The sequence below is a fragment of the Ensifer sp. WSM1721 genome (assembly GCF_000513895.2).
In the GTDB taxonomy this organism is placed as follows: Bacteria; Pseudomonadota; Alphaproteobacteria; order Rhizobiales; family Rhizobiaceae; genus Sinorhizobium.
Genome location: NZ_CP165783.1, coordinates 179,722 through 205,120 on the forward strand (window position 1 = coordinate 179,722; position 25,399 = coordinate 205,120).

The window sequence follows — 25,399 nt, forward strand, 5'->3', positions numbered from 1 at the left end:
GGTGACCATGACCAAACGGGTTAAGCTGGCCGTACTTGGCGCAGGCCTCATCGGTAAGCGCCATATTCAGCACGTCCTGGCCGAGCCCTCGGCGCAACTCAGTGCCGTGGTCGATCCCGCGCCGGTTGGCGAGACCATTGCCAAGGAAGTCAGCGTGAAGTGGTTTCCAAGCTTCGCGGACATGATTGCCGCAGACCGACCTGATGGGATCATCGTGGCTACGCCCAACCCAGCTCACGTCCACAACGGGTTGGAAGCCGTTGAAGCCGGCATTCCCGCACTCATCGAGAAGCCTATCGCCGACGACATCATATCCGGGGAAAAGCTGATCACAGCGGCTGAGGCAAAAGGTGTTGCTCTTTTGACCGGCCATCACCGCCGACACAATCCGGTGATGCATAAGGCAAAGGAAATCATCGAAAGCGGGAAGCTCGGCCGCGTTCTTGTTGTCAATGCGATGTTCTGGCTATTCAAGCCCGACGACTACTTCGACATCTCGTGGCGTCGTGAGCGCGGTGCGGGGCCGGTTTTCCTCAATCTCATCCACGATGTCGATAATCTGCGCTACCTTTTCGGCGATGTGGCCGCGGTTCAGGCACGCGAGTCCAACGCAGTGCGCGGCAACGCAGTTGAGGAAACGGCTGTGATCCTGATCGAGTTCAAGAATGGAGTTTTGGGAACTGCGACAGTCTCGGACTCGGTGGTCGCACCGTGGAGCTGGGAGATGACAAGCGGAGAGAATCCGGCTTACCCCAAAACCGAGCAATCCTGTTACATGATCGGAGGAACGCACGGGTCGCTGGCTGTTCCGTCGCTCGAGGTCTGGCGCAATCCTGGTAAACGGAGTTGGTGGGAACCATTTGACCAAAAGCGTATCGAGGTCGACGACGAGGACCCGCTCGTTCTGCAGATCAGGCAATTCTGCAAGGTGATCCGCGGAGACGAACCGCCGCTTGTCAGCGGGCGTGAGGGGCTTGAAACCTTGAGGGTAGCCGATGCGGTAAAACGCTCAGCGGCAACGGGAGAGCGTATTGAGTTGAACTGACGCCGAGTAATGTAACCGCCTGCTCGCCCTTCGCGTCTCCTTGCATCCGATGCGATGAGAACGCCGGTTCAACACCGACGTTAGGCATCGCGCTTCTGGCGGAGGAAATCGTCGCCGCCGCTCTGTCTCCGCCGCCATCGAAACGCGCCTGCTTCGGCAACCACGCAACGCTTCATCGAATTTCTGGTGACTGCGCCCGCCCTCTCGATAATCGGTATTAAAGCCACGATGTCGTACGGCTGCAGCGCCAGTTCCAGGCAAAGATCGATCTGTCCGGATGCAAGCATCGCGAACGCATAGCATTCGCCGCCGTAACGCGTCATCTGAACGCTATTGCGCATCCCGCCATTACCCATACCTATGACGTCACCTGCAAAGGGGTCCGAGGTTGCCGAACTCGACCACACGGCGGCTGCTGTGTCGACGTATGGTTCATCGGCCAAGCCTATTTCTAACTCAGTCGGTTCCTTGGATGTCAATTATCGGGAAGTAGTAGTCTCTGTCGGGACTTCCACGAATGCACGAAGTCCAGGGGGAACATGGCGACGTCCAGGATAGTAGAGGCACAACCCATCAATCTGCGGGGCACCAATCGTCAAGCACAGTCCGCAGTGAGCCGAGAGCCGAGGCGTCAGCGACACTCACAAGTGGCACGTAGGCGAAGCCTATCCATTGTCCGACCGCTGCTATCATCATTGGAATATTGTCCAGCGTGAGCGGACCCGGGACGTCAATGATCAGCTGTTCTCCATGCTTTTCAAACTCCCAGCGATATAGCTTGCCGGTGGGCAGCCTGTGACGGATACAGCGATGATGGAGAAGATCTTGTGGTGCTTCCGGTATTCTCACCGAAGCAAGATAATCTTGTGAGGCTACCACAACGAACTTTGTCGGCCCGCCGAACGGAACCGCGATCATATCTTGTGGAACCGGTTTGGTCAGCCGCACGCCGCTGCGCGTCCGCTCGAAAAGCGACATACCGAGATTATCCTCGAGCCCTGATCGCCGGGCTTATACTAGCTCGGGCCTTTCTGAGACGGAAACGGCTCCGGGTCCGCGTAGCCCTGTCCGTCGGTGCGGCAGCATCTCTGCCGCCCGGGGCCGTCATATTAGTCCGGGCACCCCGGCTCGCCGGGTTCGCAGGCACGTCGCTGCGGTCTGCGGCGGTCACTGTCTCCACCCCTACGGTCACGATTGTCGTCGCCGCGGCGGATGAGGCGATCGCCATCATCGCCCCCACGTTCGACGTTCCGGCGGCTGCGATCGCCGCGGGGCAGATCACGGTCAAAGTCCGGCTGCCTGTCGACATCAGGCCTGCGGTTGGGCGCGCGACCGAAATCCGGAAGGCGCTCCGGGCGATCGTCAAGGTCCCGGCGTCTTTCAGGGGGACGGCTAAAATCGGGCCTCCGCTTCAATCTCCCGTCGAATTCCGGGGGCGGAGCTGGCCCCGGCTCGAAATCAGGTCCGCGGCTGGGCGGCCGGTAAGGTTCCGCACGGCGATCCGGGCCGCGATAGAAGTCGGCTCCGCGGCGCCAGCGATCGCGGTCGCGATAAAAGTCACGGTCGCGGTAGTGACGATCCCAATAGCTGCCGAAGCTGAAGACAACGACGGGAATACCGAGCCGGCGATAATATTGCGGTCCGACATAAACGCGGCGCTGTTGATAAAGTGCCTGGATATATCGGCCGTGCACCCAGCCACGGCCGTCGTAGAACTCCACGTCGCACCATGGCACGTCGGCAAGGCAACCGTAGATCTCGATGGATTCGCCGGCCGGAATCACCGTGATCGCCGGATACGCGGTGCTTGGGCCTGCGCGCATATTGACGTTTGCCGTCGCGAAGCCTGCTGCCGCCTGAGCGACCGCCGGGGCAAGCAAGAGCATACCGGTCGTGGCAATTTTCAAAAGGGTGCGTTTCACGATCAACTCCCTGGCGGGGGCAGGCGTCATGGCAAATCGGAATTACCCCGGCTTCCTCCGGTTCCCGGTCATAGTTGGGGGCGCCCGCCAGCGTGTGTCAGGCGGCCAACATCGTCTTGTCTTTCAATGGTTTATAGCGCGTTTTGCATGAACGCAGCTTGAACGGAAGAATGCGTCCAGTGGCGCAGTCACGGGCGCAGTGATCGTGGGCAACATTCCCGACCGGCGTCTTGAGCGGCTCCACGAATTCACGAGAGCTGGTGGTCCCAAGGATTGATGATGGCAATTCCGGTACCTTCGAAGTCCGCGACATTGCGCGTCGCCAGGGCTGCGCCGCATGAACGAGCGATCGCGGCAATCTGTGCGTCGAACTGGCTGATAGGGCGGCCGGCCTTGCGCCGCTCCACGGCCAGCGTGGCATAGGCGTCCGCTGCCTCGCTGTCGAATGGCAAAATGCGCCCGGCAAAATCCTCGCGGAAGATCGGCACGATCGCCGCCTCGAGGTCGCGCCGACGGCGTCCATCCGGCAGCAGCCGCAGTCCGTAAAGGATCTCCGCTTCGGTGACGTTCGTGGTGAACACCGACGTCGGCGGCTGCTCGGCGAGCCACGCCTCGACGGCGACCGACGGCGCCGGTGTCAGCAATTCCGACAGCACGTTGGTGTCGAGGATGATCACCGGGAAAAGTCCGGCGCTTCGCGGATCGCCTCGCGTGGGGGTACTTCGAGAGTGATGCCGCCGGTCGACGCGATGCGGGCGCGAATGGCGGCGGCGAGATTGCCTGGTTGCCGTTCACTCGTCGATAGCGCCACGCGCAGAATATCGCGGGCCTCGTCTTCCATGGACCGTCCGTGCGCGGCGGCGCGCAGCCTGAGCCGCTGCTTGAGGCTATCATCGAGATTGCGGATCGTCATGCTAGCCATCGGAAGGCCTCCGTTCATCATTGATTGCAATTTAATCATTGATTGCAGCTGTTGCAATGCTCGTCCGTCAGGAGCGCCGTTGCAAATGCCCAACCCTCGGGCTCGCCTTGCCGCCTTCAGCGACTCGAGAAAGCTTGCTATCGATACTGGGTCGCCATCAATAGTGGGAAAGTCCAGACATCTTGAATAGTCACAATTGATGTTGCGAATAGTGCCGAGTTCCCGGACGCTTCGAGGAAGATCGTGCGGAACGATCCAGTCCCAGTGGAGCAGGGCGGAGGCTTTACATTGAGGCGCTGACGGCAGATTGCGCAAGGATGTCACGATGAAGGCACCGACGATGTTCCTGTTCTGTGCTCAAACGATCGCATAATATCCTGGAAGAGGCTGTCTTGCGGAGCACAGAGCGCGCTGTACCATGACGGGCAACTACAAGTTCTGATGCAAAGCAGACATTTGCCAATGACCCGCGCGCCTCCTCTGGCGATCGCTAGCCGCCGCACGGTGCGCCCGCTAGCCGCGCAGGGCTTTCAGGCGGTCGGGTTCACTCGCGAACGGTTGCGATCTGGAACAGAGCCTTGCTGATCGTATCGATCCGACAACCCTGCGAGTAAGGCCGGGGCGACAAGATAAAGGATGATGGCGATCGCCACGACGCCTGTGAACCCGACATGCATCGCAAGCAGTGCGGCGACGATCGCGCTCAGCACCGACGCACAGCCATTGATCCCCCACGCCCAGGGAATAAACTCGTCCGAGCGTGCACCGACGTGGCCGAGGCCGAGGGGGAACGGCATGCCCATAAAGACCGCGAGCGGCGCGATCAGGAGGAGTGTGATCGCGATCTTCGCGGCATCTGGCAGTGCCATGAACCGTTCGAATATCAAGGGCAGTGCGAGCAGGTAGGTGGCAGCCAGGAGTGCAATCCCCACGACGGCGAAGGCAATGCCGCGCACCGGCGATCCGCGTCCGACAGCAGCCATCCACCGTGCGGCTACGGCGCTACCGAGACCGGCGAAGGCAAGGAAGCCCGCAAGCACGACAGCGACAGCGTAGAGCGGATGGCCGAGGAACAGCACGAAGCGCTGGATGAAGGCGATCTCGATGAAGAGGAAGGCCAAGCCCAAGGCAAGGAAATAGAGTCCGAAGCGCAGCCGGTGTCCGGCTCTCCCGAGTGCGTGCCGGCGAAGCCAGAGCGGCAGGAGGATCAGGACGGCGCTGAGGATCGCGGCCTGACCGAGCGTCGTCACCAGGATCAGGTAGCCCCAGTCGAGCATCGCTGCCCCACCTTGGGTGCGCAGCGTCACGAGTTCGGGCAGAGCGCGCCACCGGAAGAAGTCGAAGAAATAGGGCCGATTGTCAGTCGCCGGTGCAATATCGAACTTGTAGCGCTCGATGAAGTCGGCGCGCCCAGGACCGAGGAGAGCGAGGGCTCCCGCGTAGAGATATTCCTGGTCGAGCTGGTTATAGCGGTTCACGTCGCTCGCGGAGATGCCTGGCGCCCAGGAGACATCAAAGAAATTCTCGGCGGCGAAGCGGCGGATGGCGGCGATGTCTTCGCCGGTGAACGGCGATTTGGCGACGAGCAGGGTTGCCGTATTCCAACTCCGGATCAGCACCAGGTGCCGGCCTGGCTGGGACACCCCATCCGCTTCAAGCGCAACGGTAGCAGTGGCAAACAGCTTGAGGATGTCGCGCGGCGGCATCCGCAGCCATCGCGTGATCGCCACGATCCCGTCTGCTCTCAACACCGCTAGGTAATCCCGCATTGCCTCCACGGTGTAGGTATAGTTCTCATGCATGCTCTGCACTCCGGCCGCGGCCGCGCCGAAGGAGTCGAGGAGCGGCATCTGGATCAGGTCATAACGCTCGCCAGTGGTCGCAACGAAGGCGCGTGCCTCGGCTAGATGCAGATGCACGTTCGGTCGGCTGAAGATGCCGCCGACGAATTCCGCGAAGCGATTCCGAGCGAGGTCGATCATCTGTGGGTTGACCTCTACGGCATCCACGATTTCGGCTCCGGCGCGTAGCGCCAGCAGCACCTGCTCGCCGCCGCCGGCGCCGAGGATTAGCACTCGCGGCCGCTCAAGGATGCGGTACGGGAGCGCCGCCGTTGTCCGGTCGAGATAGGCGACCGTCGCCGGATCGCCGCCATAGGTGGTGATCGCCGTTATACTGTCGCCATCGGTATAGACGGCGAGTTGCGCGGGCGGCTCTTGGGTGTTGGCGAGGCTGAGGCCCGGCGCGTACCGGAATGGGATGGTCGGGCTCTCGACAACCGTCAACAGTCCGAGCGGGCTTGATCGCTCCTCGACTACCCGCGCGTTCGGCACTTCGAGAGCGATGCGGAGACCCTTGTACTCAGACATGTGCAGGCCGGGGGCCGTCCAGGACGGTGGTAGCCGCACCGTGATGACCGCGGCTGCAAGCCCGAGGATGCCCGCGGCGAACCACCGATGGCGAGCCATGCCCGTCGCGGCGAGGGCAGCCGCCGCGAATCCCAGCGCTGCGACGAAGCGCAACGCTTCGGAGGGAAAGACCAGGAACAAGAGTCCGACGATACCGAGCGCACCGATCCCTGCGCCGACGAGGTCAAAGGCATAGACGCGCCCGGTCTGAACGGGATGGCGGCTAAAGGCAAGGCCGATACAGGTTGCACCGAAAAAGAAGGGCAAGATCAGGAGAGCATAGATGGCCGCAAGCCAACCGAGCTGCCGCGGATTCCAGACGATCTCGAGCGGGTTGAACGGCAGGCGCTCGGCACAGGCGAAGCTGGCAACCGCAGTAATTCCGAACAGAGCCGCCGACGCTGCGAAGGCGGCCGGGTACCGTTCCACCAGGGGGCGGCGAGCCAACGCAAGGAATGTACCGCTCGCGCCAAAGCCCAGGAGCGCGATGCTTATCATCATATAGGCAAAATGATGCCACTGAATGATCGAAAACAGCCTTATCAGCAGCACTTCGTAGGCAAGGGTCGCCGCCGATATGAGACCAATCGGCAGCAGGCGCCCCGCTCTCATGGGGCGCCACCTCCACGCAGCGGCACAAAGCTTACTGGGAGCAGCTGCCGCGTCGTGATGCTTCCATCCCGTCGCTTCTCGACCAGCATGAGAAACTGGGTCGCGAAGGGACCTCCCACGGGGACGACCATCCGGCCCCCTCTTGCGAGCTGCTCAACCAGCGGCGGCGGGATGTGGCTGGCAGCGGCGGTCACCACGATGCCGTCGAAAGGCGCGCGCGCGGGCCAACCATAGTAACCGTCGTCTACCTTCACCTCGACATTGTTGTAGCGGAGCTCCGCGAGGCGGGCGGCCGCCCTTTCGCCCAGTTGCGGTATGATCTCAATCGAATAGACCTTCGCTGCGAGCGGCGACAAAACGGCTGCCTGATAGCCCGAGCCAGTACCGATCTCGAGGACAGAGTCGCCAGCCCCGACATTGATCAGGTCGGTCATCAGCGCGACGATGAAGGGCTGTGAGATGGTCTGACCGTATCCGATCGGCAACGGCCGATCTCGATAGGCCGCGCCGCGCTGCTCCTCGGGCACGAAAAGGTGGCGCGGCACCTTCCCCATCGTTGTCAGAACTGCGGGATCGATGCCCCGCCCCTCGACCGCGGACGGCGCTGAGCGGGCGTGCCCTTTGATCGTTTCGATCATCGCCGTACGCTCGGCGGAGCGATCCTGAGCGGGTGCGGATGTCGATGCCATGGGGGCAGCGCTCGCGAGAACCACGACCAGCAACGTTTGGCACTGAGCGAGTCGACGCATGAACCCTCTCCCGGCTGGACCGACGAGTATAGTGGCGGTAGCGGCAATTTTGAACAAAACTCGCTCGTCTCTGCGGCGTTCCAGCTTATTGCTCCGGAAAAGAGCGAATGGCCCCGGGCCGGAGGAGGCATCGGCGGCCTTTAAACTTGATCGAGGGGAGGTGGGTTGAACGAGCCATCGAGCACTGTGAGGACGAGGGCGCTTTCGCTATAGATAGAGACCACGAAAAGGCGTCTACGCCTCCTCAGCGTCTCCACCTTTCGAGAGAACTTGTACCAGGCGGTCGCAATCGGCGTTATTGCCGGGCAGCAGGCTTACCGGATCGACGACACCCACACCGACGCCTATGGCATTTGCGGCCGCCCATGCCCAATCTTCCTGCGCGCGCTGAAGAAGCCTCGGAGCCTCCGTGGCAATGCACGCGCGTCCTGCCTGAAGGATCTCGGCTGATGGCACGCCCTGCAGGCGCTCTGACACCTCCGCCTGCAGTGGGCCCACGACAAGGATGGCGAACAGATAGCTGAGGAATTCCGACATTACGTGCTCCTGGTTAGTTGCGGCGTCAGATATAAGGATCGGTGCAGGCGAGGACCAGAGTACCTGCGCCGACTGCGACGACGAACCTGCAGGGTCAGAGTTCGGTGGCCGTTCTCAGTCTTAAAAAATCATAAAACGTCAATGGTTTAATTCCACAAGTGGGCGTTATGTGATCCGATTGCAGTCGAGCCTTTGTGCTAGGGGCGTCAGCTCCATTATGGCGATGCAGCGCCACCAACCCGCGCGCGCACCAGAATTGAGACGCACAGATAAGTCACCACACGACCGACTTGATCGATCACCGGGCGGTCCGGTGGTTGGTTTGTCGAATATGGACGTGTTGAATGCCGCGCTCCTCAAGCGGAAGTCGCCCTCGCCGCAGCGAGGGGATCCGACCTCAGGACGTGTAGGGCGAGAGTCTAGCTAGGACGAACTAGCCCGGAAAGCTGCATTGCGTTTTTAGCGGTCCTTACGGATGCGATAGCCCGCCCTGGGTCCCGACCTTCGCGGGCAGCCTTTCACCCGCGGATCAGGCGCCCAAGCTATTGTTCTTCAAGGGGAGCTTACGGATTCGCTTGCCCGTAGCCGCGAAAACAGCATTCAGGACCGCAGGTCCAGCAACGGCGATCGTCGGCTCACCAACACCCCCCCAGAAATCGCCCGACGGCATCAAGATCGTTTCGACGGCCGGCATTTGGTCCATACGCATGACCTCATAGGTATCGAAATTCTCCTGTTCGACCCGGCCGCCACTGATCGTACACTCGCCGAACAGGCACGCCGAAAGGCCGTAGACGAACGAGCCTTCGACCTGCCGCTCCGCTTGGGCGGGGTTGACGACGTGGCCCGGGTTGGTTGCGGCAACGATCCGATGGATCTTCACTTGGCCGTCAGTCACGGAGACCTCTGCAGCGGCCGCCACATAGCTGCCGAACCCCATGATCTGGGCGAGACCGCGATGGATCCCAGTGTCGGCCGGTTTTTCCCAGCCGACTCGTTCGGCGACGGCCTCGAGCACGGCAAGATGTTTCGGATGATTGACGAGTAGCTTCCGGCGGAAATCGAGCGGGTCGATCCTCGCTTCGTGTGCAAGCTCATCGATGAAGCATTCCAGATAAAGGGCGTTTTGATTGAGGTTGACGCCGCGCCAGAACCCCGGGGGCACAGGGGGGTTGCGCATGGCGTGGTCGATCAGCAGGTTTGGAATGGTGTAGCCGAAAGCGCCCTCGGTACCGCCATCGTTCAAACCTTGGAAGACCGCCGGATCGCGGCCGGTCTCACGTACCTCGGCACGCAGAGGCCAGAGGATTGATTGTCCGCTGATGCGCATGTGGAGCGCCGTCACATTGCCGGTTGAATCAAGCGCCGCTTTGAACCGACACTGGGTCACCGGATGATAGGCGCCGTGAAGCATATCCTCTTCACGCGACCAGATGAGCTTGACCGGCAGCCCCGGAAATTCCTTCGCAAGCGTAACCGCCTGTCGCACATATTCCTGATAGTTGCCGCGTCTGCCGAAGCCGCCGCCAAGATGCAGCTTATGAACCTCACAATCTTCGATCGGCAGACCGGAGGCTTGCGCAGTAGCGGCAAGGCTGGCCTCGCCATTCTGCGTTGGCACCCATACTTCGCACTTGTCCGCAGTGTAGAGTGCCGTCGCATTCATCGGCTCCATGGTGGCATGGGCCTGATACGGGAACGAGTATGTGGCCGAGACAATCTTGGCGTTGCCGGAAAGCGCGGACCGCGCATCGCCTATGGAAGTGCCGAGCACCGCTTCTTCAGCGTCCAGACCTTCCTCCAGCATCGCGGCAATTGAATCGCTGTTAACGCCGGTATTTGGACCCTCATCCCAGACGATCGGCAATGCGCTGAGCGCCGAGTGCGCTTGCCACCACGTGTCGGCGACGACGGCAACTGACGTTTCGTCGACCTGAACGACCTTACGAACGCCGGGCATGGTGGAAATGGCTGCGGCGTCAAAACGTCTAATCTTTCCGCCAAAAACCGGACACGCCTTGATCGAGGCGTTCAGCATGCTGGCGATTGGTACCGGCGCGGAGTTGCGCGAGTCGTTGGGCGTCGCGGTGGTCGGCGGGCTGTTGGTGAGTCAGGTGCTTACCCTGTTCTCCACGCCGGTCGTCTATGTAGTGCTTAAACGCTTTTTTGAACGGCAAAGGACATCCCTGGCGGCTAGTCGAGCTTGACGCGATCGAAGTGACCACTCACCGGCCCGCAGGGATGCTCGTTCTCTGCCTCTGTTGAACAAGGCAGATACGCGACCTGCGATACGAGCTGATGCAACCGGCGGCAGCCGACACATGCTTTCAAGCACTGTGCTGTTGCACAACCTCTACCAGGACGCGCTTACCTTGATAGCCCGACGAGTTTAGAATTGGTCTTCCGGGCGGCTTGGGGCCTATCAAGGGAGGAAACCATGACGCGGATCGATCCCGACATATGGCGTACCTGGCATAAGTCAGTTCTCGGTGCGGCCGTGCTCGGCATAGGTGTGCTGCTGGAGGGAACCAGCGCTGGAGCCGGCTCTATGGACGAGACCCCATTCGGAAACACTCAGGACGGCAAAGCCGTCAATCTCTACACGCTCACCAACGACAGAGGCGCGTCCGTCAAGTTCATCGCCTATGGCGGCATCATCACGGCGATCAACGTGCCCGACCGCTGGGGCAAGCTCGACAACATCGTCCTCGGTTTCAAGGAACTTGCCGACTACGAATCCAAGAATCCCTATTTCGGCGCACTGATCGGGCGCTACGGCAATCGCATTGGTGGCGCGAAGTTCATGCTCGACGGCACGCAGTACCAGCTCGCCGCCAATAACGGGCCGAACAGCCTGCATGGCGGCACGAAAGGCTTCGACAAGGTTGTCTGGGCGGTCGAGCCGGTAGGCGGCGCGAGCGGCGCAGCAGCGCGCCTCAGCTACACGAGCAAGGATGGCGAGGAGGGCTATCCCGGCACGCTCACGGTCCGGGTCGTCTATACCCTCACCAACGACAACGAACTGCGCATCGACTACGAAGCGACGACGGACAAACCGACCGTCGTTAACCTCACTAGCCATTCCTACTTCAATCTCGCAGGCGACGGCACGGGCGGGATCGACGATCACATCCTCACGATCAACGCCGATCGCTACACGCCGGTCGATGCCACCTTGATCCCGACCGGGCAGCTCGCCTCGGTGACCGGCACGCCGTTCGACTTCCGCCAAGGAATGCCGATCGGCGCACGCATCCGCTCGAACGACCCGCAGCTGGTCCATGGTCGCGGATACGATCACAACTACGTGCTGAACCGGTCGGGCAGTGGGCTTTCGCTCGCCGCGCGCGTCTACGAACCGCGCTCGGGCCGGATCATGGAGATCTCGACCACCGAGCCCGGCGTCCAGTTCTACAGCGGCAACTTCCTCGATTCGACGCTCGTCGGCCCGGCCGGTCAGCAATACCGCCAGACCGACGGCTTCTGCCTCGAGACGCAGCGCTTTCCGGATTCGCCGAACAAGCCGTCTTTTCCGACGACGGTGTTGAAACCGGGCGAAACGCTGAAATCGACTACGATACACAAGTTCTCCACCGATGCCTCGTAGCTAGAGGTGCATCCTTTCCTGGTTGCTGAACTGACGGGTCACTCATCGGAGATTATGGGCGACGAGCGTTCGATCGAGGCGACGCTGAAGCTTCAGCCGCCGTTATGGGAGGTAAAGCAGCGGTTCCGGGGCCTTAGCTTTTTTGTGCTGGCGCTCTGTCCTGCACGGCCCGGCGCTACACGCGGCGTCTCCCGACAAAACGCGCGAACGCCTGCTGCTTTCCATCCGCAAAGTGCGTTGACCCCAACTAACCAGACCTTCAGGCAGATCGCCGTGTAGGTCCGAAAGGGGTCGATTTTTCACGTTCCCCGAAAGACGCAGAAGGGTGGAAAGTGAGCTTTCAGCTAACGCATTATGGGTGTCGATTGGTCCACTCTCGCGACCATCAGTATCTGTAGGTCTCACCCTTCCATGCATTTGGTCCCCGCTGCAAAGGCCCGAAAGAGGACCAAGCCGCTTGGCCAGTCCGCAAGCCCGCTGCGGCTGTTGATGTGTCCGAGTGCGCCGACCTCGACAATGCCGCTGCCCCACTGTGCCGCCCTTGTCCTGGCATACTCGATCTCGCCATAGGGATCATCGGAGCTTGCGACGATCAGCGAGGGAAAACGGAACCTGCCCTCGGGCACAGCGGCGAATGCGGCCCCCGCTGCCGGAAAGGCCTCGGATTGCGGATCGGGCACGGAGACGAGAAACGCCCCTGCCACAGCAAGAGAAGAGGCGCGCTGCCAATGGCCCACCAGAAGGCAGGCGAGACTATGCGCAACCAGCAGCGGCGGTTCGTCTGCGGCGGCGACGGCGCGGTCCAGCGCTTCGATCCAGTCGACCAAGTCCGGCTGATCCCAGCTCTCGGGTTGAAAACGCCGTGCGCGTGGATTTGCACGCTCCCAAAAAGTCTGCCAATGCGTCTCTCCCGAGCCGCCGATGCCGGGCAGGACAATGATTTCGGCCATGCGTTCACTCCTATTCTATTGGGTAGATCGAAAGATGGCAGCTTCCATCGCCGCACCGAATGGGGAATTATCGGAAAACGTGGCTGAATCCCGATAGATTAAAGGTCAAATGCCTTGCTCACTCGACATAATCATTCCCCTCTGGATCCGACCGACATTGCAATCATCGAGGCGCTGCAGGAGAGCGGCCGAATTGCGATCTCCGAGCTCGGGCGCAAAATCGGCCTGTCGCAGCCAGCAACGTCGGAAAGGGTGAAGCGCCTCGAGGAGAGGGGAATCATTGTCGGCTACAGCGCCCGGATCGATCCCGCCACCCTTGGATTAGGAATGATGGCGGTCGTCCGGCTGCGCACAACTCATGAACACATTCGCGCGTGCCTGAAACAATTTTCCGAAATGCCGCAGGTCATCGAGGTGTTGCGGCTGACGGGTGAGGACTGCTTTCTACTGAAGGTGCTGGTCCCGTCACCGGGAGAGCTGGAGACGATCGTCGATTCCATTGCGCGCTTCGGTGCGGTCACCACATCTCTCGTGCTGCGGAGCGAGCCGCCCAAATTGATCGGACGCGAGCTTGTCCAGCGGCTCTAACCCTCAGAGCATGCCTCAGTCAACGAGCAGAGCCTAGCCCGGAGGCAAGCTGTGACCGCTGCTCAAACGGCAGCAATGGGTCGAGAGTACGCCTTCATCAGCGTCACGAGAGGGTGGAGTCCGGAAGTTGCTGTGTAAAGCGCCGAATGGCAGCAATGCGGAAATCTTGCCTTTCGCTCCGGCTGCTGGAGCGGCTTTATCGCGCCAACTGCAAGCATATGGTCCACTCAGCAATTCGCGCGCCGAGGCAGTTTCAACGGCGTGAAGCGATCCATCCCGCCGCCGCCGCGGTCAGCGAGCGGGTCGCTCGCTACGCTCCCGCTACTGGCTCGATTTCCCCCCCCATTGTGAGGCCGCAGTCCGATCTTGGTCCGCGCTAAACCCAGGCCGAACCAAAGTGTCCACAGCGACATCACCAGTGATGCCGCCACCCAGATGAAGCTGCCCAGGGTGACTCCGAACCACATACCCAGGGGCCAGCCGAGGAAGGCTCCAATTCCGGCGACGACTGCGATGTACGATGCCCAGGCCGGCGTGGTTCGGTAGCGGTCTGCGCCTCTTTGCCGGCGATCACGGCAACGGCCAACGCCAGAAACATGAAGCCGTTGGCCTTTCCCGCGGAAAATGCCCACCAGGCCTCGAAAGTTGCCGTGTCCCCGGCAGCAGCAGCGGCGGAGACGTCTGTACAATCGGAAAGGGTCGATTTTTCACGTTAGCGGCGCTGCAGAAGAGTCGGGGGGATCCAGAACGTTTATTCCGCCTTCGCGTGCAGGCTTAGAGATGGTCGACTCACCCTGATGCGGCGACGGAGGGCAGCCGATGAGAAAGATAGTCGCGCATCTGGCGAAGTGCATCTTCACGTGTCAGGCCCTCCGACTGCAGACCTAGTCGCAGCCACAGCCCGTCGATTAGCGCGGTAATACCAAGAACGGCGGCGTCGCAATCGTCCTCTGGCAGAAGATGAACCAGTGCCGACATGAGATTTGATCGCATCCGCGCATGAATTACTTTTTGGATGCGCGCTAGCTGCGGTTCCCGCGGCACCTCGGCGCAGAGCGATAGCCAGGCATGGCAGATGGACGGCTGGAAGAAGCGGTCCTCGAAGTTGCCTTCAATGATCGCTTCCAGTCGCTCTAACAGGGTGGTGGCCCGGTTCAAGCGCGCCACCACGGCATCCTTCAGCGCCGCATTGGCCTCGCGCATCGCATGCTCAAACAGCTCCTGCTTGTTGGCGAAGTAGTGCAGGACGATGCCCTTTGATGCGCCTGCGTGAGCGGCGACCTTCTCCAGCGTTGCCCCCGCCATGCCTTCGCGCTGCAGGACCTCGAACGCCGCCCGTCTGAGTTCACGTTTTCGGATATCGCTAATTTTGGTCAGTCTCATTTGCGCGCCCTCACTTTCGTCCACATTTGACAACTTTCCGGAAAGATCAATAATTGACCCATGGGATAATAAAATGACCGATGGGATAAAAGGGGAATACGATGAAACGATCTTTGAAAGCGGGGACTGCGGCGCTTGCCCTCCTTGCCATTGCCGCCCCTGTGTTTGCGGCAGAGCCGGAAAGCTGCAAAACCGTGCGCATGGCCGAGCCGGGGTGGAATGATCTTGCCTTTACAACCGGGGTGGGTCTGATCTTGCTGAAGGCGCTGGGTTACGAGGCCAAGAGCCAGCTTCTTGGTATCGACGTCATCTACACGAGCCTGAAGAGCAAGGACCTCGACGTGTTTCTCGGCTACTGGGACCCTGCCATGGTCGCCTACTACAAGCCGTACAAAGAGGATGGGTCGGTCGAGACGGTTCGGACCAATCTTGAGGGTGCGAAATACACCTTCGCCGTTCCCACTTACGTCTGGGAAGCGGGCGTCAGGGATTTTTCCGACCTACGAAAGTTTGCCGATAAATTCGAACGGAAGCTCTACGGCATCGAGCCCGGCTCGAACCAACTGATGCTCGACGCGATCAAGGACCCGGCCCTCGGCCTTGAGGAGTGGGAAGTGGTGGAGTCGAGCGAGCAGGGCATGCTTTCGGAAGTGACCCGCCGGACACGCGACAAGTCGTTCATCGTTTTCCAGGGTTGGGCCCCGCACCCGATGAACACCGTCTTCGACATGAAGTATCTGACCGGCGGCGACAAGTTCTATGGTCCGAATTTCGGTGCGGCAACGGTATCCACCCAAGTGCGCCAGGGCTACCTACAGGAGTGCCCCAACGTCGCGAAGCTCTTGAACAACCTCGTTTTCGATGTCGAGTACGAGAACCGCGGCATGTCCTACATCATGAACGATGGACTGGAACCGGAAGAGGCCGCTCTGAAATCGATAAAAGACGAGCCAAAGCGGCTGGAAACCTGGCTGGCCCGGGTGTCGACTTTCGACGGCCAAGCGGGCCTCGCCGCGGTGAAGACCGCGCTCGGCCTATGATGTGTAGCCTTGAGAACGATTGGCATCGCCGCAAGCGGCGCGTCGAATTGCCGGGAGGAAGGCCGATCGCTTTCGTCGACAGCGGTGGAAGCGGCCCTACGCTTCTGCTGCTGCACGGCTTTTCTGACACCAGTCGCAGCTTTTGCGCGCTTGAGCCCTTTCTTGCCGGCTACCGTCTGATCATTCCCGATCTTCCCGGACACGGTGCCTCCGCTATGGGCGACGCCATGCGCGTCAGTGATTTTGCCGCGAGCATTGATCGGTTTCTGGCGTTCTTGGGCCTCTCGCAGCTTGCTGTGATCGGCCATTCCATGGGCGCCATGACAGCGATCGAGCTTGCCGCTCGGCGTCGGAATGACGTGAGCGCGCTCGTGCTTCTGTCTGCAAGCCTGAGGCCGGATTTTGGCAGCAGCCCACTTTCGCGCGAAATCTGCGCACTTCGCGATCCGATAGACCCCTCAGGGCAATTTCTCCGTGACTGGTATTCCTGCAGCCGACCTGTGGACCCCGAATTTCTGTCGAAGATGAGGATGGACGCAGCGGGGATGCCGGCGGCCGTCTGGCATGGCATCCTGGATGGCTTCGCTGACACCGATCTCCGGCGCAGCGCCATGCGGGTCCCCGCGCCGGTGCTTTGTATCGGTGGCTCGACGGATCCGCTCTTTGACGGCTCGCATCGTGAGGCACTTGCCCGGGCATTCCCCTCTGTGCGATCCGTCACACTCGACGGGTATGGACATAATCCGCATTGGGAAGACCCGCAGAGAGTTTCAGCGCTTATGCTGCCGTTTCTCGCGGAAGCAAGAATAGTCTAGCCGCGGCCATCAGATCTCCGGCACAAAGCGCAACGGGTGCAATGCTCAGGTGCTATCGTCGGACGTCTGCAGAGCGTACTTTTTTGTCGTTCGGCACGTGAAGCCCGATTTCTGCAATGGGTCGAAACCGGTACTTCGGCTCCGACATCAACTTTTCACAACGAGGCGAAAAAGGGCTTCAAAGTTTCATCACCCAGCATTAACCGCCCAGGATCAGGTGAATCCGGATGGTTTCACCGGCCGCAAGTTTCTCCAGTCGCCGAACCTCCGCCTTTACCGGTAGGAGAAACGAGCCCGAGGCCTTGTCCGGGAAGATCGAGGTTGTCCATTGGGTCTTGCCGGTGCGCGCGATGACCGGCTCGCTCCCCCAGCCGCGCGTTTTCGGTTCGGCTGTGACCCTGATCTGCCGGGCGATATCCGGGGGCACGGTGACGAAGTGCCAGCCGCCCTTTCCCGGATAGAGCCACAGCTCTGCATCGAACTCGAATCCCGTCACCTGGTCCTCGCTTTGCGACCTTTGGAACAAGGCAAAACCGCCCCATTTCCGACGACTTTTTGCCGCATCTGTTAATCCTGCATCAGGATCCACGCATTGTATCCCGAGGGGGTATAGAAATGGCGACGTGGCGACCCGATCCCTCCTTCTATCCATCTCCGCGAATGGCTGCAAAGGCTCCGAAAGAGACCCTTGCCTATGTCGCCGCCTTCGACCCGGACCGGACGAGGCCCGACGCAATCGCCGTCGTCGATGTCGATCCCGCATCTTCGACCTATTCGCAGATCGTCGGGCAGGTGGACATGCCGAATGTCGGTGACGAGCTGCATCACTTCGGCTGGAACGCCTGTTCGTCATGCCTGTGTCCGAATGCGCCGCATCCGCATGTCGAGCGCCGCTATCTCGTGGTGCCGGGGCTCAGATCGTCGCGGCTGCACATCATCGATACGAAGCCGGACCCGAGGAAACCGCAGATCGTCCGTGTCATCGAGCCGTCGGAAATAGCCGAAAAGGCCAATTATTCGCGGCTGCACACGACTCATTGCGGGCCCGAGGGGATTTACGTCAACGCCCTTGCCGATCGTGACGGCAAGGCGCCCGGCGGCATCTTCCTGCTCGACCACGACAGTTTTGACGTGCTTGGCCAATGGGAGATGGACCGCGGCCCGCAGAAACTCGCCTATGATTTCTGGTGGCATCTTGGCCACGACACGATGATTACCAGCGAATGGGGCACACCGGATACGTTCGAGAACGGCCTCGTTCCCGAAGTGCTTCTCGGCTCGAAATATGGCCGCAGGCTGCATTTCTGGGATCTGCACAAGCGCAAGCACGTGCAAGAGATCGATTTCGGCGAGGAGCATCAGCTCGTCTTCGAACTGCGGCCGGCCCATGATCCCACGAAGGCCTATGGTTTCGTCGGCTGCGTCATCAGCCTCAAGGATCTATCGGCATCGATCTGGACCTGGTATCGCGAAGGCGACAGTTGGGCGGTCAAGAAGGTGGTCGAGATCCCGGCGGAGCCTGCCGACCCGGACCTCCTGCCACCGTTGCTCAAGGGCTTCAAAGCCGTTCCTCCGCTGGTGACCGATATCGATCTCTCGATGGACGATCGCTTTCTCTACGTCTCCTGCTGGGGGACCGGCGACATGATCCAGTACGACGTCTCCGATCCCCTGGCGCCAAGGGAGGCGGGTCGCGTGCGGGTCGGCGGGATCGTCTCGCGTGCGAGCCACCCGAAGGCAGCGAACGGCGCGCTCAATGGCGGGCCGCAGATGGTGGAAATCAGCCGCGACGGCAAACGGGTCTATTTCACCAATTCGCTTTACGGCGCGATCGACCCGCAATTTTATCCGGAGGGTATCGACGGCTGGATGGTGAAGCTCGACGTCGGCGACGATGGCGGAATTGCCTTCGACGAGAACTTTTTCGTCGATTGGCCGAAGGGTCACCGCCCGCATCAGGTGCGGCTCGAAGGCGGCGACTGCTCGTCCGATTCCTATTGCTATCCTTAAGGGAGCGGGTCCGTGCGGACGCAAGGAAACGGATGACCAGCATCTGGCCCTGGCTCTCGCTCGCCGGCCTCGGCGCGTTCCATGGTGCCAACCCGGCGATGGGCTGGCTCTTCGCGGTGGCGCTCGGGCTTCACGGGCAAAGCGCGCGGCTCGTCTGGCTGTCCCTCGTGCCGATCGCCGCCGGTCACGCGGCTTCCATTACGCTTGTCTTGGCCGCGGTCGTTGTGTTCGGAACGGTCATGGATTTGCGTAGCCTGCAACTCGCGGCTGCCGTGTTCATTCTCGCGCTTGCCGGCTATTACGGGCTTTACGGACACCGCCATCGCGTGACCGTCGGCATGCGAACCGGCATGGCGGGACTCGCGCTCTGGTCCTTTCTGATGTCGACGAGCCACGGGGCGGGGCTGATGCTCGTGCCGGCGGTCCTGAGCCTCTGCCTCGCCGATCAGAGCGCTGCCGCCGGAACGACCAGCTCCCTTTCGGTATCGCTTGCCGCAGTGGCCGTCCATACCGCCGCGATGCTCGCCGTGATCGCGGCGATTGCGCTCGTCATCTACGCATGGCTCGGTCTTGCCGTGTTGCGCTCCACATGGTTCAATTTCGATCGGCTCTGGACGCTGGCGCTCGGCGCGACCGGCCTCATTCTCCTAGCTTCGTGACCCACCGCGGTCTTGCTCATGCGATCCCCGTCAGCTCCTCCTGCCTCTGGGCCCTCACATAGTCGATATAGCCGCGCACGTCGGCGGCGGGTTCGGAATAGGCGCTGCCCAGGGACCTTTCCATCGTCTCCATGTAGGTGGTTGCCCAGGCGGGCAGCGGATAATCGATCACCTCGAGAAACTCGAGGGTCGCGGCAAGACGGATATCGGCGATCGACGGCTTGTCGCCGCCGATGAACGGTTTTCCGGACATATAGAACGTGTGGAAGACCTCGAGCGGTTCGGCGAGCGCGTCTGCAGCAGCCTTGCGCGCCTGCTCCTTGGCGTCATGGTCGGCCTCGCTGTAGCCGACTTCGCCTGGATATTGCGGGAACCTAAGGATGGGATAGGTGGCGCGGGCGAGGTGCGGATAGAAAGTCCCGATCAGGTAGAACATGGCGCTGTCGATCATCGCGCGCTTTTCGGGATTCTTCGGATAGAAGTCGTCGAGCCCGTGCTTGTTGCAGAGATACTGCATGATCGCGCAGCTCTCCCACAGCGCTCCCCTGGGCAGATCGCTCATTTCGATCATCGGCGTCAGATGCGAGGGGCAACGCGCCAGATATTCGGCCGAGCGTGTCTGGCCGTAGACATCGTGCTCGATGAAGTCGAGATTTGCCGCCCGCAAGAACACGCGAACGGTCATATTGTTGACGCTCGGCTTGATCACGTTGAGTTTTATCGGGGCCATTTCTGCTCTCCCTTCTTCCGTTGCAATCGCCATGAAACCGAACGAACTGGACTCATGGCGATCCATATGGGTCCTTCGGCGACCGATCGGCCGACAGCGTCAGTCGCGAGCGCTCGATCAGCGCCTCGATCGCATCGGCGAGATGCACTTCGGCGATTGCGTAGTCGCCGCGGGCGAGGCGGATCTTGTGCGCCTCCATCAGCACCTCGGCATGGCTGTGGCCGGCCGGCGGCTCGAATCGATAGGAGGCGAGCTCGATCAGGAGGCCGAGCGGGTCTTCGAAATAGATCGAATCCATGAAGCCGCGATCCTTGACGCCGCTATGCTTGATCTCCCGCTCGGTCAAACGCTCGACCGCCTGTTGGAACGTGGCGCGCGAGACGGCGAAGGCGATGTGATGCACGCAACCGATGTCCGTCGAGGTGCGTTTCGGGTCGGGTTTGCGGTTCTCGTCGGTGAAGACGGTGATCAGCCGCCCGTCGCCCGGATCGAAATAGAGATGGCTTTCCGACGCTCTGTCGAGATTCGGCTGCTCGAAGACGAAGGGCATGCCGAGAATGCCCTCCCAGAAGTCGATCGATGTCTGGCGGTCCGCGCCCACCAAGGTGATGTGATGGACTCCCTGCGATTGCAGCTTCCGCATTGCCGTCCTCCCGGATTTGATCTCCCACGCAGGATCCGTCGCAGTCACCCGTGGCCTTCTCCGGTCCGTCCGTGGCGTGCGGCTCTCTCCAATTCTCTCCCCTGCGCGAGAGAAGGCAAGCGCCAATGCGGGGTTCAGACGTTCCGCCGCTTGCCTTCGATGAGGTCGAGCACCGCGCGGGCGGCATCGAGCACATGGGTGCCGGGCCCGAAGATGACGGAGACGCCGTTATCCATCAGATACTGATAATCTTGCCGCGGAATGACGCCGCCGCAGACGACGATGATGTCCTCGCCGCCGCGCTTCTTCAGCGCTTGCGCCAGTTGCGGCATCAGCGTCTTGTGGCCGGCGGCGAGCGAAGAGACGCCGACGACGGTCACCTCTTCGGCGAGCGCCAGGTCGGCCGCTTCTTCCGGCGTCTGGAACAGAGGGCCGGCGACGACATCGAAGCCGATATCGCTGAAGGCCGATGCGATCACCTTGGCGCCGCGGTCGTGACCGTCCTGGCCGAGCTTCGCCACCATGACCTTCGGCTTGTGACCGAGCCGCTTCGTTACCTCGCCGAGCCGCTCGGAGAGCACGCCAATCTCCGGGTCGCCTTCATAGGCCTTGCCGTAAATGTCGGTGACGACTTCCGGGACGGCGGTGTAGTCGCCGAAGGCCTCACGCATCGCATCGGAGATTTCGCCGACGGTCGCACGCGCCCGTGCCGCCTCGATCGCCGCAGCAAGCAGATTGCCCTTGCCACTTCTCGCCACTTCTGTGAGTGCCCTCAGTGTCTCCGTAGCCTTCTGCGAGTCGCGGCGACGTTTGGTCTCCTCGATGCGCTTGATCTGTGCGGTTCGGACTGCGCCATTGTCGATCTGGAGAATGTCGATCGGGTGCTCGTTTTCGAGCCGATACTTGTTGACGCCGACGATGACCTCCTCGCCACGGTCGACCGCCGCCTGACGCCGCGTCGCCGCCTCCTCGATCAACCGCTTCGGCAGGCCGGCATTGACCGCCTTGGTCATGCCGCCGAGCGCTTCCACTTCCTCGATCAGCGCCCAGGCTTTTTCAGCAAGTTCGTTCGTCAGGCTTTCGACGTAATAGGAGCCGGCGAGCGGATCGACGACCTTCGTCACCCCGGTCTCATGCTGCAGGATCAGTTGCGTGTTGCGGGCGATGCGGGCGGAGAAGTCCGTCGGCAGCGCGATCGCCTCGTCGAAGGAATTGGTGTGAAGCGACTGCGTGCCGCCGAGCACCGCCGACATCGCCTCGAAGGCGGTGCGGATGATGTTGTTGTAGGGATCCTGCTCGGCAAGCGAGACACCCGAGGTCTGGCAATGGGTCCGGAGCATCAGCGAGGACGCCTTCTCGGGTTTGAACTCCTTCATGATCCGCGTCCAGAGGAGCCGCGCGGCGCGCAGCTTCGCCGCCTCCATGAAGAAGTTCATGCCGATTGCGAAGAAGAAGGAGAGCCGCCCGGCAAAATCATCGACGTTCAAGCCTTTGGCGAGCGCCGCGCGCACATATTCGCGCCCGTCGGCAAGGGTGAAGGCAAGCTCCTGTATGAGCGTCGCACCGGCCTCCTGCATGTGATAGCCGGAGATCGAGATCGAATTGAACTTCGGCATCTCCTTCGCCGTATATTCGATGATGTCGGCGACGATCCGCATCGAGGGTTCCGGCGGGTAGATATAGGTGTTGCGGACCATGAACTCCTTGAGGATGTCGTTCTGGATGGTCCCGGAAAGTTTTTCGCGCGGGACACCCTGTTCCTCGCCGGCGACGATGAAGGAGGCGAGGATCGGGATCACCGCGCCGTTCATGGTCATCGAGACGGAGATTTTTTCGAGCGGGATGCCGTCGAAGAGGATTTTCATGTCCTCGACCGAGTCGATCGCGACCCCCGCCTTGCCGACGTCGCCCTCGACGCGCGGGTGATCGCTGTCATAGCCGCGGTGGGTGGCGAGGTCGAAGGCGACGGAGACACCCTGCTGACCGGCGCCAAGGTTTCGGCGGTAGAAGGCGTTCGAGGCCTCCGCCGTCGAGAAGCCGGCATATTGACGGATCGTCCAGGGGCGGCCCGCATACATGGTCGCGCGTGGGCCGCGCACGAAGGGTTCGAAGCCGGGCAGCGAGCCGAGATCGCCAATGCCGGCAAGGTCGTCCTGCGTGTAGAGCGGCCTCACGTCGATGCCTTCCGGCGTGTGCCAGACGAGGTTTTCGGGGGAGGCTTTCAACTCCCTCTCGGCGAGGGCCTCCCAATCTTTGATGGTTTTGTCGGTCATCGGTCCACTCCGAATAAATTCCAGTCGCGGCAGGTTGAGCCCCTCATCCGGCTGCCGCCACCTTCTCCCTGCGCGCGGGGAGAAGGGATATGCCGCCCAAGTCCCCTCTCCCTGCTCGCGTGGAGAGGGCTAGGGTGAGGGGCAAGCCGCAAAGATGAGGGGCCCGGCTTGCGCCATCACTCGAACTCCATGATCAGTTCATCCACCGCGAGGCTCGCGCCGGCATTGATCGCCACGCGTTTCACCGTCGCGCGCCTTTCCGCCCTTAGGATGTTTTCCATCTTCATTGCCTCGACGACGGCGATCGCCTGTCCTGCCTCGACGGTGTCGCCCGCCTTGACCGCGATCGAGGTAACGACGCCCGGCATCGGGCAAAGCAGCATCTTCGACGTGTCCGGCGGCGATTTCTTCGGCATCAGCCGGGCGAGCTCGGCGACCCGCGGGTTTCTCACCCGCGCCATGACGTCGATCCCGCGCCAGCGCAGCCGGATTCCGGTTCCGACGAGATCGACCTTCACGGCCATTTGATGATTGTCGATGTTGAAGGTGGCGAGCGTGCGGCCCGGCACCCAATCGGTCGCGGCCGAAATGGTGCCGCCGCCCGCGAAACGGATGTAGGTGCCATCGGCCGAGGCTTCGACCGTCAGCTCGAATTCGCGTTCGCCGAGGCGGGCCACCCATTCGTGGCCGACAATGCGGCGATGGTTGCCGATCGTACCGGAGATCCGGCTGGCGCGTTCCTGTAGCGCCTGGTTGATGATCCCCGCCACTGCGGCGAGCTTTCTCGCCGATACCTCATCCGGTTCCACGTTGCGGAAGCCGTCGGCAAATTCCTCCGCGATATAGGCGGTGGTTAGCCGCCCCTCGCGGAAACGCTCCTGCTGCATTACGGCGGAAAGGAAGGGCAGGTTGTGGCCGATGCCCTCGACCTCGAAAGCGTCGAGCGCATCCGCCATCGCCTCGACCGCCGTCGTCCGGTCCGGCCCCCAGGTGCAGAGTTTGGCGATCATCGGATCGTAGTACATCGAGATCTCGCCGCCTTCGAAGACGCCGGTGTCGTTGCGGATGACGGTGCCATCCTGCTGACGTCCTTCCTCCGGCGGCCGGTAGCGCGTCAGCCGGCCGATCGACGGCAGGAAATTGCGGTAGGGGTCTTCGGCGTAGAGCCGGCTTTCGATCGCCCAGCCGTCGAGCTTCACGTCCTTCTGGCCGAAAGAGAGTTTCTCGCCGGCGGCGACGCGGATCATCTGTTCGACCAGATCGAGGCCGGTGACGAGCTCCGTCACCGGATGCTCTACCTGCAGCCGGGTGTTCATTTCGAGGAAGTAGAAATTGCGCTTCGCGTCGACGATGAATTCGACCGTGCCGGCCGAGTGATAGCCGACGGCCTTGGCAAGTGCCACCGCCTGCTCCCCCATGGCACGGCGCGTCTTCTCGTCGAGGAAGGGTGAGGGCGCCTCCTCGATGACCTTCTGGTTCCGCCGCTGGATCGAGCATTCCCGCTCGCCGAGATAGAGGACATTGCCATGCTTGTCGCCGAGCACCTGAATCTCGATATGGCGCGGCTCGGTCACGAATTTCTCGATGAAGATGCGGTCGTCGCCGAAGGAGCTCTTCGCCTCGTTCTTCGACGACTGGAAGCCCTCGCGCGCCTCGCGCTCGTTCCAGGCAATCCGCATGCCCTTGCCGCCGCCGCCGGCCGACGCCTTGATCATCACGGGGAAGCCGATCGAGGAGGCAATCCGCACCGCCTCGTCGGCGTCCTCGATCAGGCCCATATGGCCGGGAACGGTGGAGACGCCGGCTTTCGCTGCCAGCTTCTTCGAGGTGATCTTGTCGCCCATCGCCTCGATTGCCTTGACCGGCGGGCCGATGAAGGTGACGCCCTCCTTCTCCAGCGCCTTGGCGAAGGCGGCGTTTTCGGAAAGGAAGCCATAGCCCGGATGGACGGCATCCGCGCCGGTATTGCGCACCGCATCAAGGATCTTGTCGATGACGATATAGGACTGGCTGGAGGGCGAGGGGCCGATATGGACGGCCTCGTCCGCCATGCGCACATGCATGGCGTCGCGGTCGGCATCCGAATAGACGGCGACGGTCGGAACTCCGAGCTTCTTGGCGGTGCGGATCACGCGGCAGGCGATCTCGCCGCGATTGGCGATGAGGATTTTATTGAACATACGTTTCTCTTTGAATCCTTTCCGTCGCGTCAGCGCCTGAATTTCCGCCGGTAGGGCAGCAAGGCAATCGATGAGGCTGCCGCCGCGCCGCCAAAAACAAGCGCGAAAGGGACAAGCACCGTGGCTGTAGCCAGCAGGGGATCGGTTGAACGTGCGATCAGTGTGCCGACCGTGCCGATGTCGAGCCAGATCAGCGCGCCAGCGGTGGCCACACCGACGAGCACGCCGTAAAGGCAGTTGAGGGCCATGTAGCGCAGCATCCGCCCATGATCGCGGCGGGCTTCAGGCGTCATCTTTGTTTTCGGCTCCGGTCTCATGGCGCGCTC

Annotated in this window: 22 protein-coding genes and 3 pseudogenes; 8 read left to right on the top strand and 17 right to left on the bottom strand. The window is 61.6% G+C overall.

Annotated features, from left to right (window positions below; translation table 11 throughout):
- Positions 1–7 precede the first annotated feature (7 nt).
- Entirely contained in the window at positions 8–1,045 is a 1,038-nt protein-coding gene (locus tag M728_RS18645) for a Gfo/Idh/MocA family protein (protein WP_026622285.1), read from the top strand.
- 188 nt (positions 1,046–1,233) lie between these two features.
- Here the strand turns inward: M728_RS18645 and M728_RS18650 are convergent.
- The 9 genes and pseudogenes from M728_RS18650 to M728_RS18690 all read right to left on the bottom strand — a co-directional run.
- Positions 1,234–1,377, bottom strand: a pseudogene (locus tag M728_RS18650) (inositol monophosphatase family protein); the annotation flags it as partial.
- Between the two features lie 241 nt (positions 1,378–1,618).
- The gene (locus M728_RS18655; RefSeq protein ID WP_051440991.1) at positions 1,619–2,023 is read right to left on the bottom strand and encodes a LysR substrate-binding domain-containing protein; all 405 of its coding nucleotides are present in this window, start codon (positions 2,021–2,023) and stop codon (positions 1,619–1,621) included.
- Positions 2,024–2,154: 131 nt separating this feature from the next.
- The gene (locus M728_RS18660) at positions 2,155–2,967 is read right to left on the bottom strand and encodes an SH3 domain-containing protein (RefSeq protein ID WP_026622283.1); all 813 of its coding nucleotides are present in this window, start codon (positions 2,965–2,967) and stop codon (positions 2,155–2,157) included.
- Positions 2,968–3,215: 248 nt separating this feature from the next.
- Positions 3,216–3,644, bottom strand: a complete 429-nt coding sequence (locus M728_RS18665; RefSeq protein ID WP_026622282.1) for a type II toxin-antitoxin system VapC family toxin — start codon at positions 3,642–3,644, stop codon at positions 3,216–3,218.
- On the bottom strand, positions 3,641–3,889 hold the full coding sequence (locus M728_RS18670; protein ID WP_026613668.1) for a plasmid stabilization protein: 249 nt from the start codon (positions 3,887–3,889) through the stop codon (positions 3,641–3,643). Before M728_RS18670 ends, M728_RS18665 begins: the two co-directional genes overlap by 4 nt.
- A 530-nt stretch (positions 3,890–4,419) precedes the next feature.
- A complete protein-coding gene (locus M728_RS18675) occupies positions 4,420–6,909 on the bottom strand; it encodes an SAM-dependent methyltransferase (protein ID WP_156943526.1) in 2,490 nt (829 codons plus the stop codon).
- Positions 6,906–7,658: a protein-L-isoaspartate(D-aspartate) O-methyltransferase gene (locus tag M728_RS18680; RefSeq protein ID WP_026622281.1), complete on the bottom strand. Its 753-nt coding sequence runs from the start codon at positions 7,656–7,658 to the stop codon at positions 6,906–6,908. Before M728_RS18680 ends, M728_RS18675 begins: the two co-directional genes overlap by 4 nt.
- Positions 7,659–7,892: 234 nt before the next feature.
- On the bottom strand, positions 7,893–8,195 hold the full coding sequence (locus tag M728_RS18685; protein ID WP_026622280.1) for a hypothetical protein: 303 nt from the start codon (positions 8,193–8,195) through the stop codon (positions 7,893–7,895).
- Between the two features lie 529 nt (positions 8,196–8,724).
- Positions 8,725–10,236 (bottom strand): annotated as a pseudogene (locus M728_RS18690) (xanthine dehydrogenase family protein molybdopterin-binding subunit); the annotation flags it as partial.
- Between M728_RS18690 and M728_RS18695 the strand changes: the two are divergent.
- Positions 10,232–10,402 (top strand): annotated as a pseudogene (locus M728_RS18695) (efflux RND transporter permease subunit); the annotation flags it as partial. The pseudogenes M728_RS18690 and M728_RS18695 overlap by 5 nt on opposite strands.
- Before the next feature lie 230 nt (positions 10,403–10,632).
- Positions 10,633–11,802 carry an aldose epimerase family protein gene (locus M728_RS18700; protein ID WP_084044637.1) on the top strand — a complete coding sequence of 390 codons (1,170 nt, stop codon included), beginning with the start codon at positions 10,633–10,635 and terminating at the stop codon, positions 11,800–11,802.
- 401 nt (positions 11,803–12,203) lie between these two features.
- Here M728_RS18700 and M728_RS18705 read toward each other — a convergent pair whose 3' ends face one another.
- A complete protein-coding gene (locus tag M728_RS18705; RefSeq protein WP_026622278.1) occupies positions 12,204–12,752 on the bottom strand; it encodes an alpha/beta hydrolase in 549 nt (182 codons plus the stop codon).
- A gap of 114 nt (positions 12,753–12,866) precedes the next feature.
- On the opposite strand from M728_RS18705, the gene M728_RS18710 reads away from it, so the two are divergent.
- On the top strand, positions 12,867–13,340 hold the full coding sequence (locus M728_RS18710; protein ID WP_026622277.1) for an Lrp/AsnC family transcriptional regulator: 474 nt from the start codon (positions 12,867–12,869) through the stop codon (positions 13,338–13,340).
- 789 nt (positions 13,341–14,129) lie between these two features.
- Here M728_RS18710 and betI read toward each other — a convergent pair.
- Entirely contained in the window at positions 14,130–14,723 is a 594-nt protein-coding gene (gene betI, locus M728_RS18715) for a transcriptional regulator BetI (protein ID WP_370906493.1), read from the bottom strand.
- Between the two features lie 101 nt (positions 14,724–14,824).
- Here betI and choX point away from each other — a divergent pair, with 101 nt between their 5' ends.
- Positions 14,825–15,763, top strand: coding sequence for a choline ABC transporter substrate-binding protein (gene choX, locus M728_RS18720; protein ID WP_026621363.1), 939 nt, complete (start codon positions 14,825–14,827; stop codon positions 15,761–15,763).
- Positions 15,763–16,578, top strand: coding sequence for an alpha/beta fold hydrolase (locus M728_RS18725; protein ID WP_084044576.1), 816 nt, complete (start codon positions 15,763–15,765; stop codon positions 16,576–16,578). Before choX ends, M728_RS18725 begins: the two co-directional genes overlap by 1 nt.
- A 199-nt stretch (positions 16,579–16,777) precedes the next feature.
- Here M728_RS18725 and M728_RS18730 read toward each other — a convergent pair whose 3' ends face one another.
- The gene (locus M728_RS18730) at positions 16,778–17,074 is read right to left on the bottom strand and encodes a DUF1905 domain-containing protein (RefSeq protein WP_026621365.1); all 297 of its coding nucleotides are present in this window, start codon (positions 17,072–17,074) and stop codon (positions 16,778–16,780) included.
- A gap of 119 nt (positions 17,075–17,193) precedes the next feature.
- Between M728_RS18730 and M728_RS18735 the strand changes: the two genes are divergently transcribed.
- Both M728_RS18735 and M728_RS18740 read left to right on the top strand, forming a co-directional pair.
- Positions 17,194–18,588 (top strand): selenium-binding family protein, encoded by a 1,395-nt coding sequence (locus tag M728_RS18735; protein WP_026621366.1) that lies wholly within the window; start codon positions 17,194–17,196, stop codon positions 18,586–18,588.
- Positions 18,589–18,620: 32 nt separating this feature from the next.
- Entirely contained in the window at positions 18,621–19,247 is a 627-nt protein-coding gene (locus tag M728_RS18740; RefSeq protein ID WP_026621367.1) for a hypothetical protein, read from the top strand.
- A 16-nt stretch (positions 19,248–19,263) separates the two neighbouring features.
- Here M728_RS18740 and M728_RS18745 read toward each other — a convergent pair whose 3' ends face one another.
- From M728_RS18745 to M728_RS18765, 5 genes are all read right to left on the bottom strand, one after another.
- On the bottom strand, positions 19,264–19,977 hold the full coding sequence (locus tag M728_RS18745; protein ID WP_026621368.1) for a glutathione S-transferase family protein: 714 nt from the start codon (positions 19,975–19,977) through the stop codon (positions 19,264–19,266).
- 52 nt (positions 19,978–20,029) lie between these two features.
- Entirely contained in the window at positions 20,030–20,620 is a 591-nt protein-coding gene (locus M728_RS18750; RefSeq protein ID WP_026621369.1) for a VOC family protein, read from the bottom strand.
- A 134-nt stretch (positions 20,621–20,754) separates the two neighbouring features.
- A complete protein-coding gene (gene scpA, locus M728_RS18755) occupies positions 20,755–22,893 on the bottom strand; it encodes a methylmalonyl-CoA mutase (protein WP_026621370.1) in 2,139 nt (712 codons plus the stop codon).
- A 176-nt stretch (positions 22,894–23,069) separates the two neighbouring features.
- Positions 23,070–25,073, bottom strand: a complete 2,004-nt coding sequence (locus tag M728_RS18760; RefSeq protein ID WP_026621371.1) for an acetyl/propionyl/methylcrotonyl-CoA carboxylase subunit alpha — start codon at positions 25,071–25,073, stop codon at positions 23,070–23,072.
- A 29-nt stretch (positions 25,074–25,102) separates the two neighbouring features.
- A complete protein-coding gene (locus tag M728_RS18765) occupies positions 25,103–25,390 on the bottom strand; it encodes a hypothetical protein (RefSeq protein WP_026621372.1) in 288 nt (95 codons plus the stop codon).
- Positions 25,391–25,399: the final 9 nt, after the last annotated feature.

Coding starts and splice junctions, on each gene's coding strand:
- M728_RS18760 (WP_026621371.1), bottom strand. CDS start 25,073: ATGTTCAATAAAATCCTCATCGCCAATCGCGGCGAGATCGCCTGCCGC.
- M728_RS18705 (WP_026622278.1), bottom strand. CDS start 12,752: ATGGCCGAAATCATTGTCCTGCCCGGCATCGGCGGCTCGGGAGAGACG.
- M728_RS18745 (WP_026621368.1), bottom strand. CDS start 19,977: ATGGCCCCGATAAAACTCAACGTGATCAAGCCGAGCGTCAACAATATG.
- betI (WP_370906493.1), bottom strand. CDS start 14,723: ATGAGACTGACCAAAATTAGCGATATCCGAAAACGTGAACTCAGACGG.
- M728_RS18725 (WP_084044576.1), top strand. CDS start 15,763: ATGTGTAGCCTTGAGAACGATTGGCATCGCCGCAAGCGGCGCGTCGAA.
- M728_RS18750 (WP_026621369.1), bottom strand. CDS start 20,620: ATGCGGAAGCTGCAATCGCAGGGAGTCCATCACATCACCTTGGTGGGC.
- scpA (WP_026621370.1), bottom strand. CDS start 22,893: ATGACCGACAAAACCATCAAAGATTGGGAGGCCCTCGCCGAGAGGGAG.
- M728_RS18655 (WP_051440991.1), bottom strand. CDS start 2,023: ATGTCGCTTTTCGAGCGGACGCGCAGCGGCGTGCGGCTGACCAAACCG.
- M728_RS18735 (WP_026621366.1), top strand. CDS start 17,194: ATGGCGACGTGGCGACCCGATCCCTCCTTCTATCCATCTCCGCGAATG.
- choX (WP_026621363.1), top strand. CDS start 14,825: ATGAAACGATCTTTGAAAGCGGGGACTGCGGCGCTTGCCCTCCTTGCC.
- M728_RS18700 (WP_084044637.1), top strand. CDS start 10,633: ATGACGCGGATCGATCCCGACATATGGCGTACCTGGCATAAGTCAGTT.
- M728_RS18670 (WP_026613668.1), bottom strand. CDS start 3,889: ATGGCTAGCATGACGATCCGCAATCTCGATGATAGCCTCAAGCAGCGG.
- M728_RS18740 (WP_026621367.1), top strand. CDS start 18,621: ATGACCAGCATCTGGCCCTGGCTCTCGCTCGCCGGCCTCGGCGCGTTC.
- M728_RS18675 (WP_156943526.1), bottom strand. CDS start 6,909: ATGAGAGCGGGGCGCCTGCTGCCGATTGGTCTCATATCGGCGGCGACC.
- M728_RS18685 (WP_026622280.1), bottom strand. CDS start 8,195: ATGTCGGAATTCCTCAGCTATCTGTTCGCCATCCTTGTCGTGGGCCCA.
- M728_RS18765 (WP_026621372.1), bottom strand. CDS start 25,390: ATGAGACCGGAGCCGAAAACAAAGATGACGCCTGAAGCCCGCCGCGAT.
- M728_RS18680 (WP_026622281.1), bottom strand. CDS start 7,658: ATGCGTCGACTCGCTCAGTGCCAAACGTTGCTGGTCGTGGTTCTCGCG.
- M728_RS18645 (WP_026622285.1), top strand. CDS start 8: ATGACCAAACGGGTTAAGCTGGCCGTACTTGGCGCAGGCCTCATCGGT.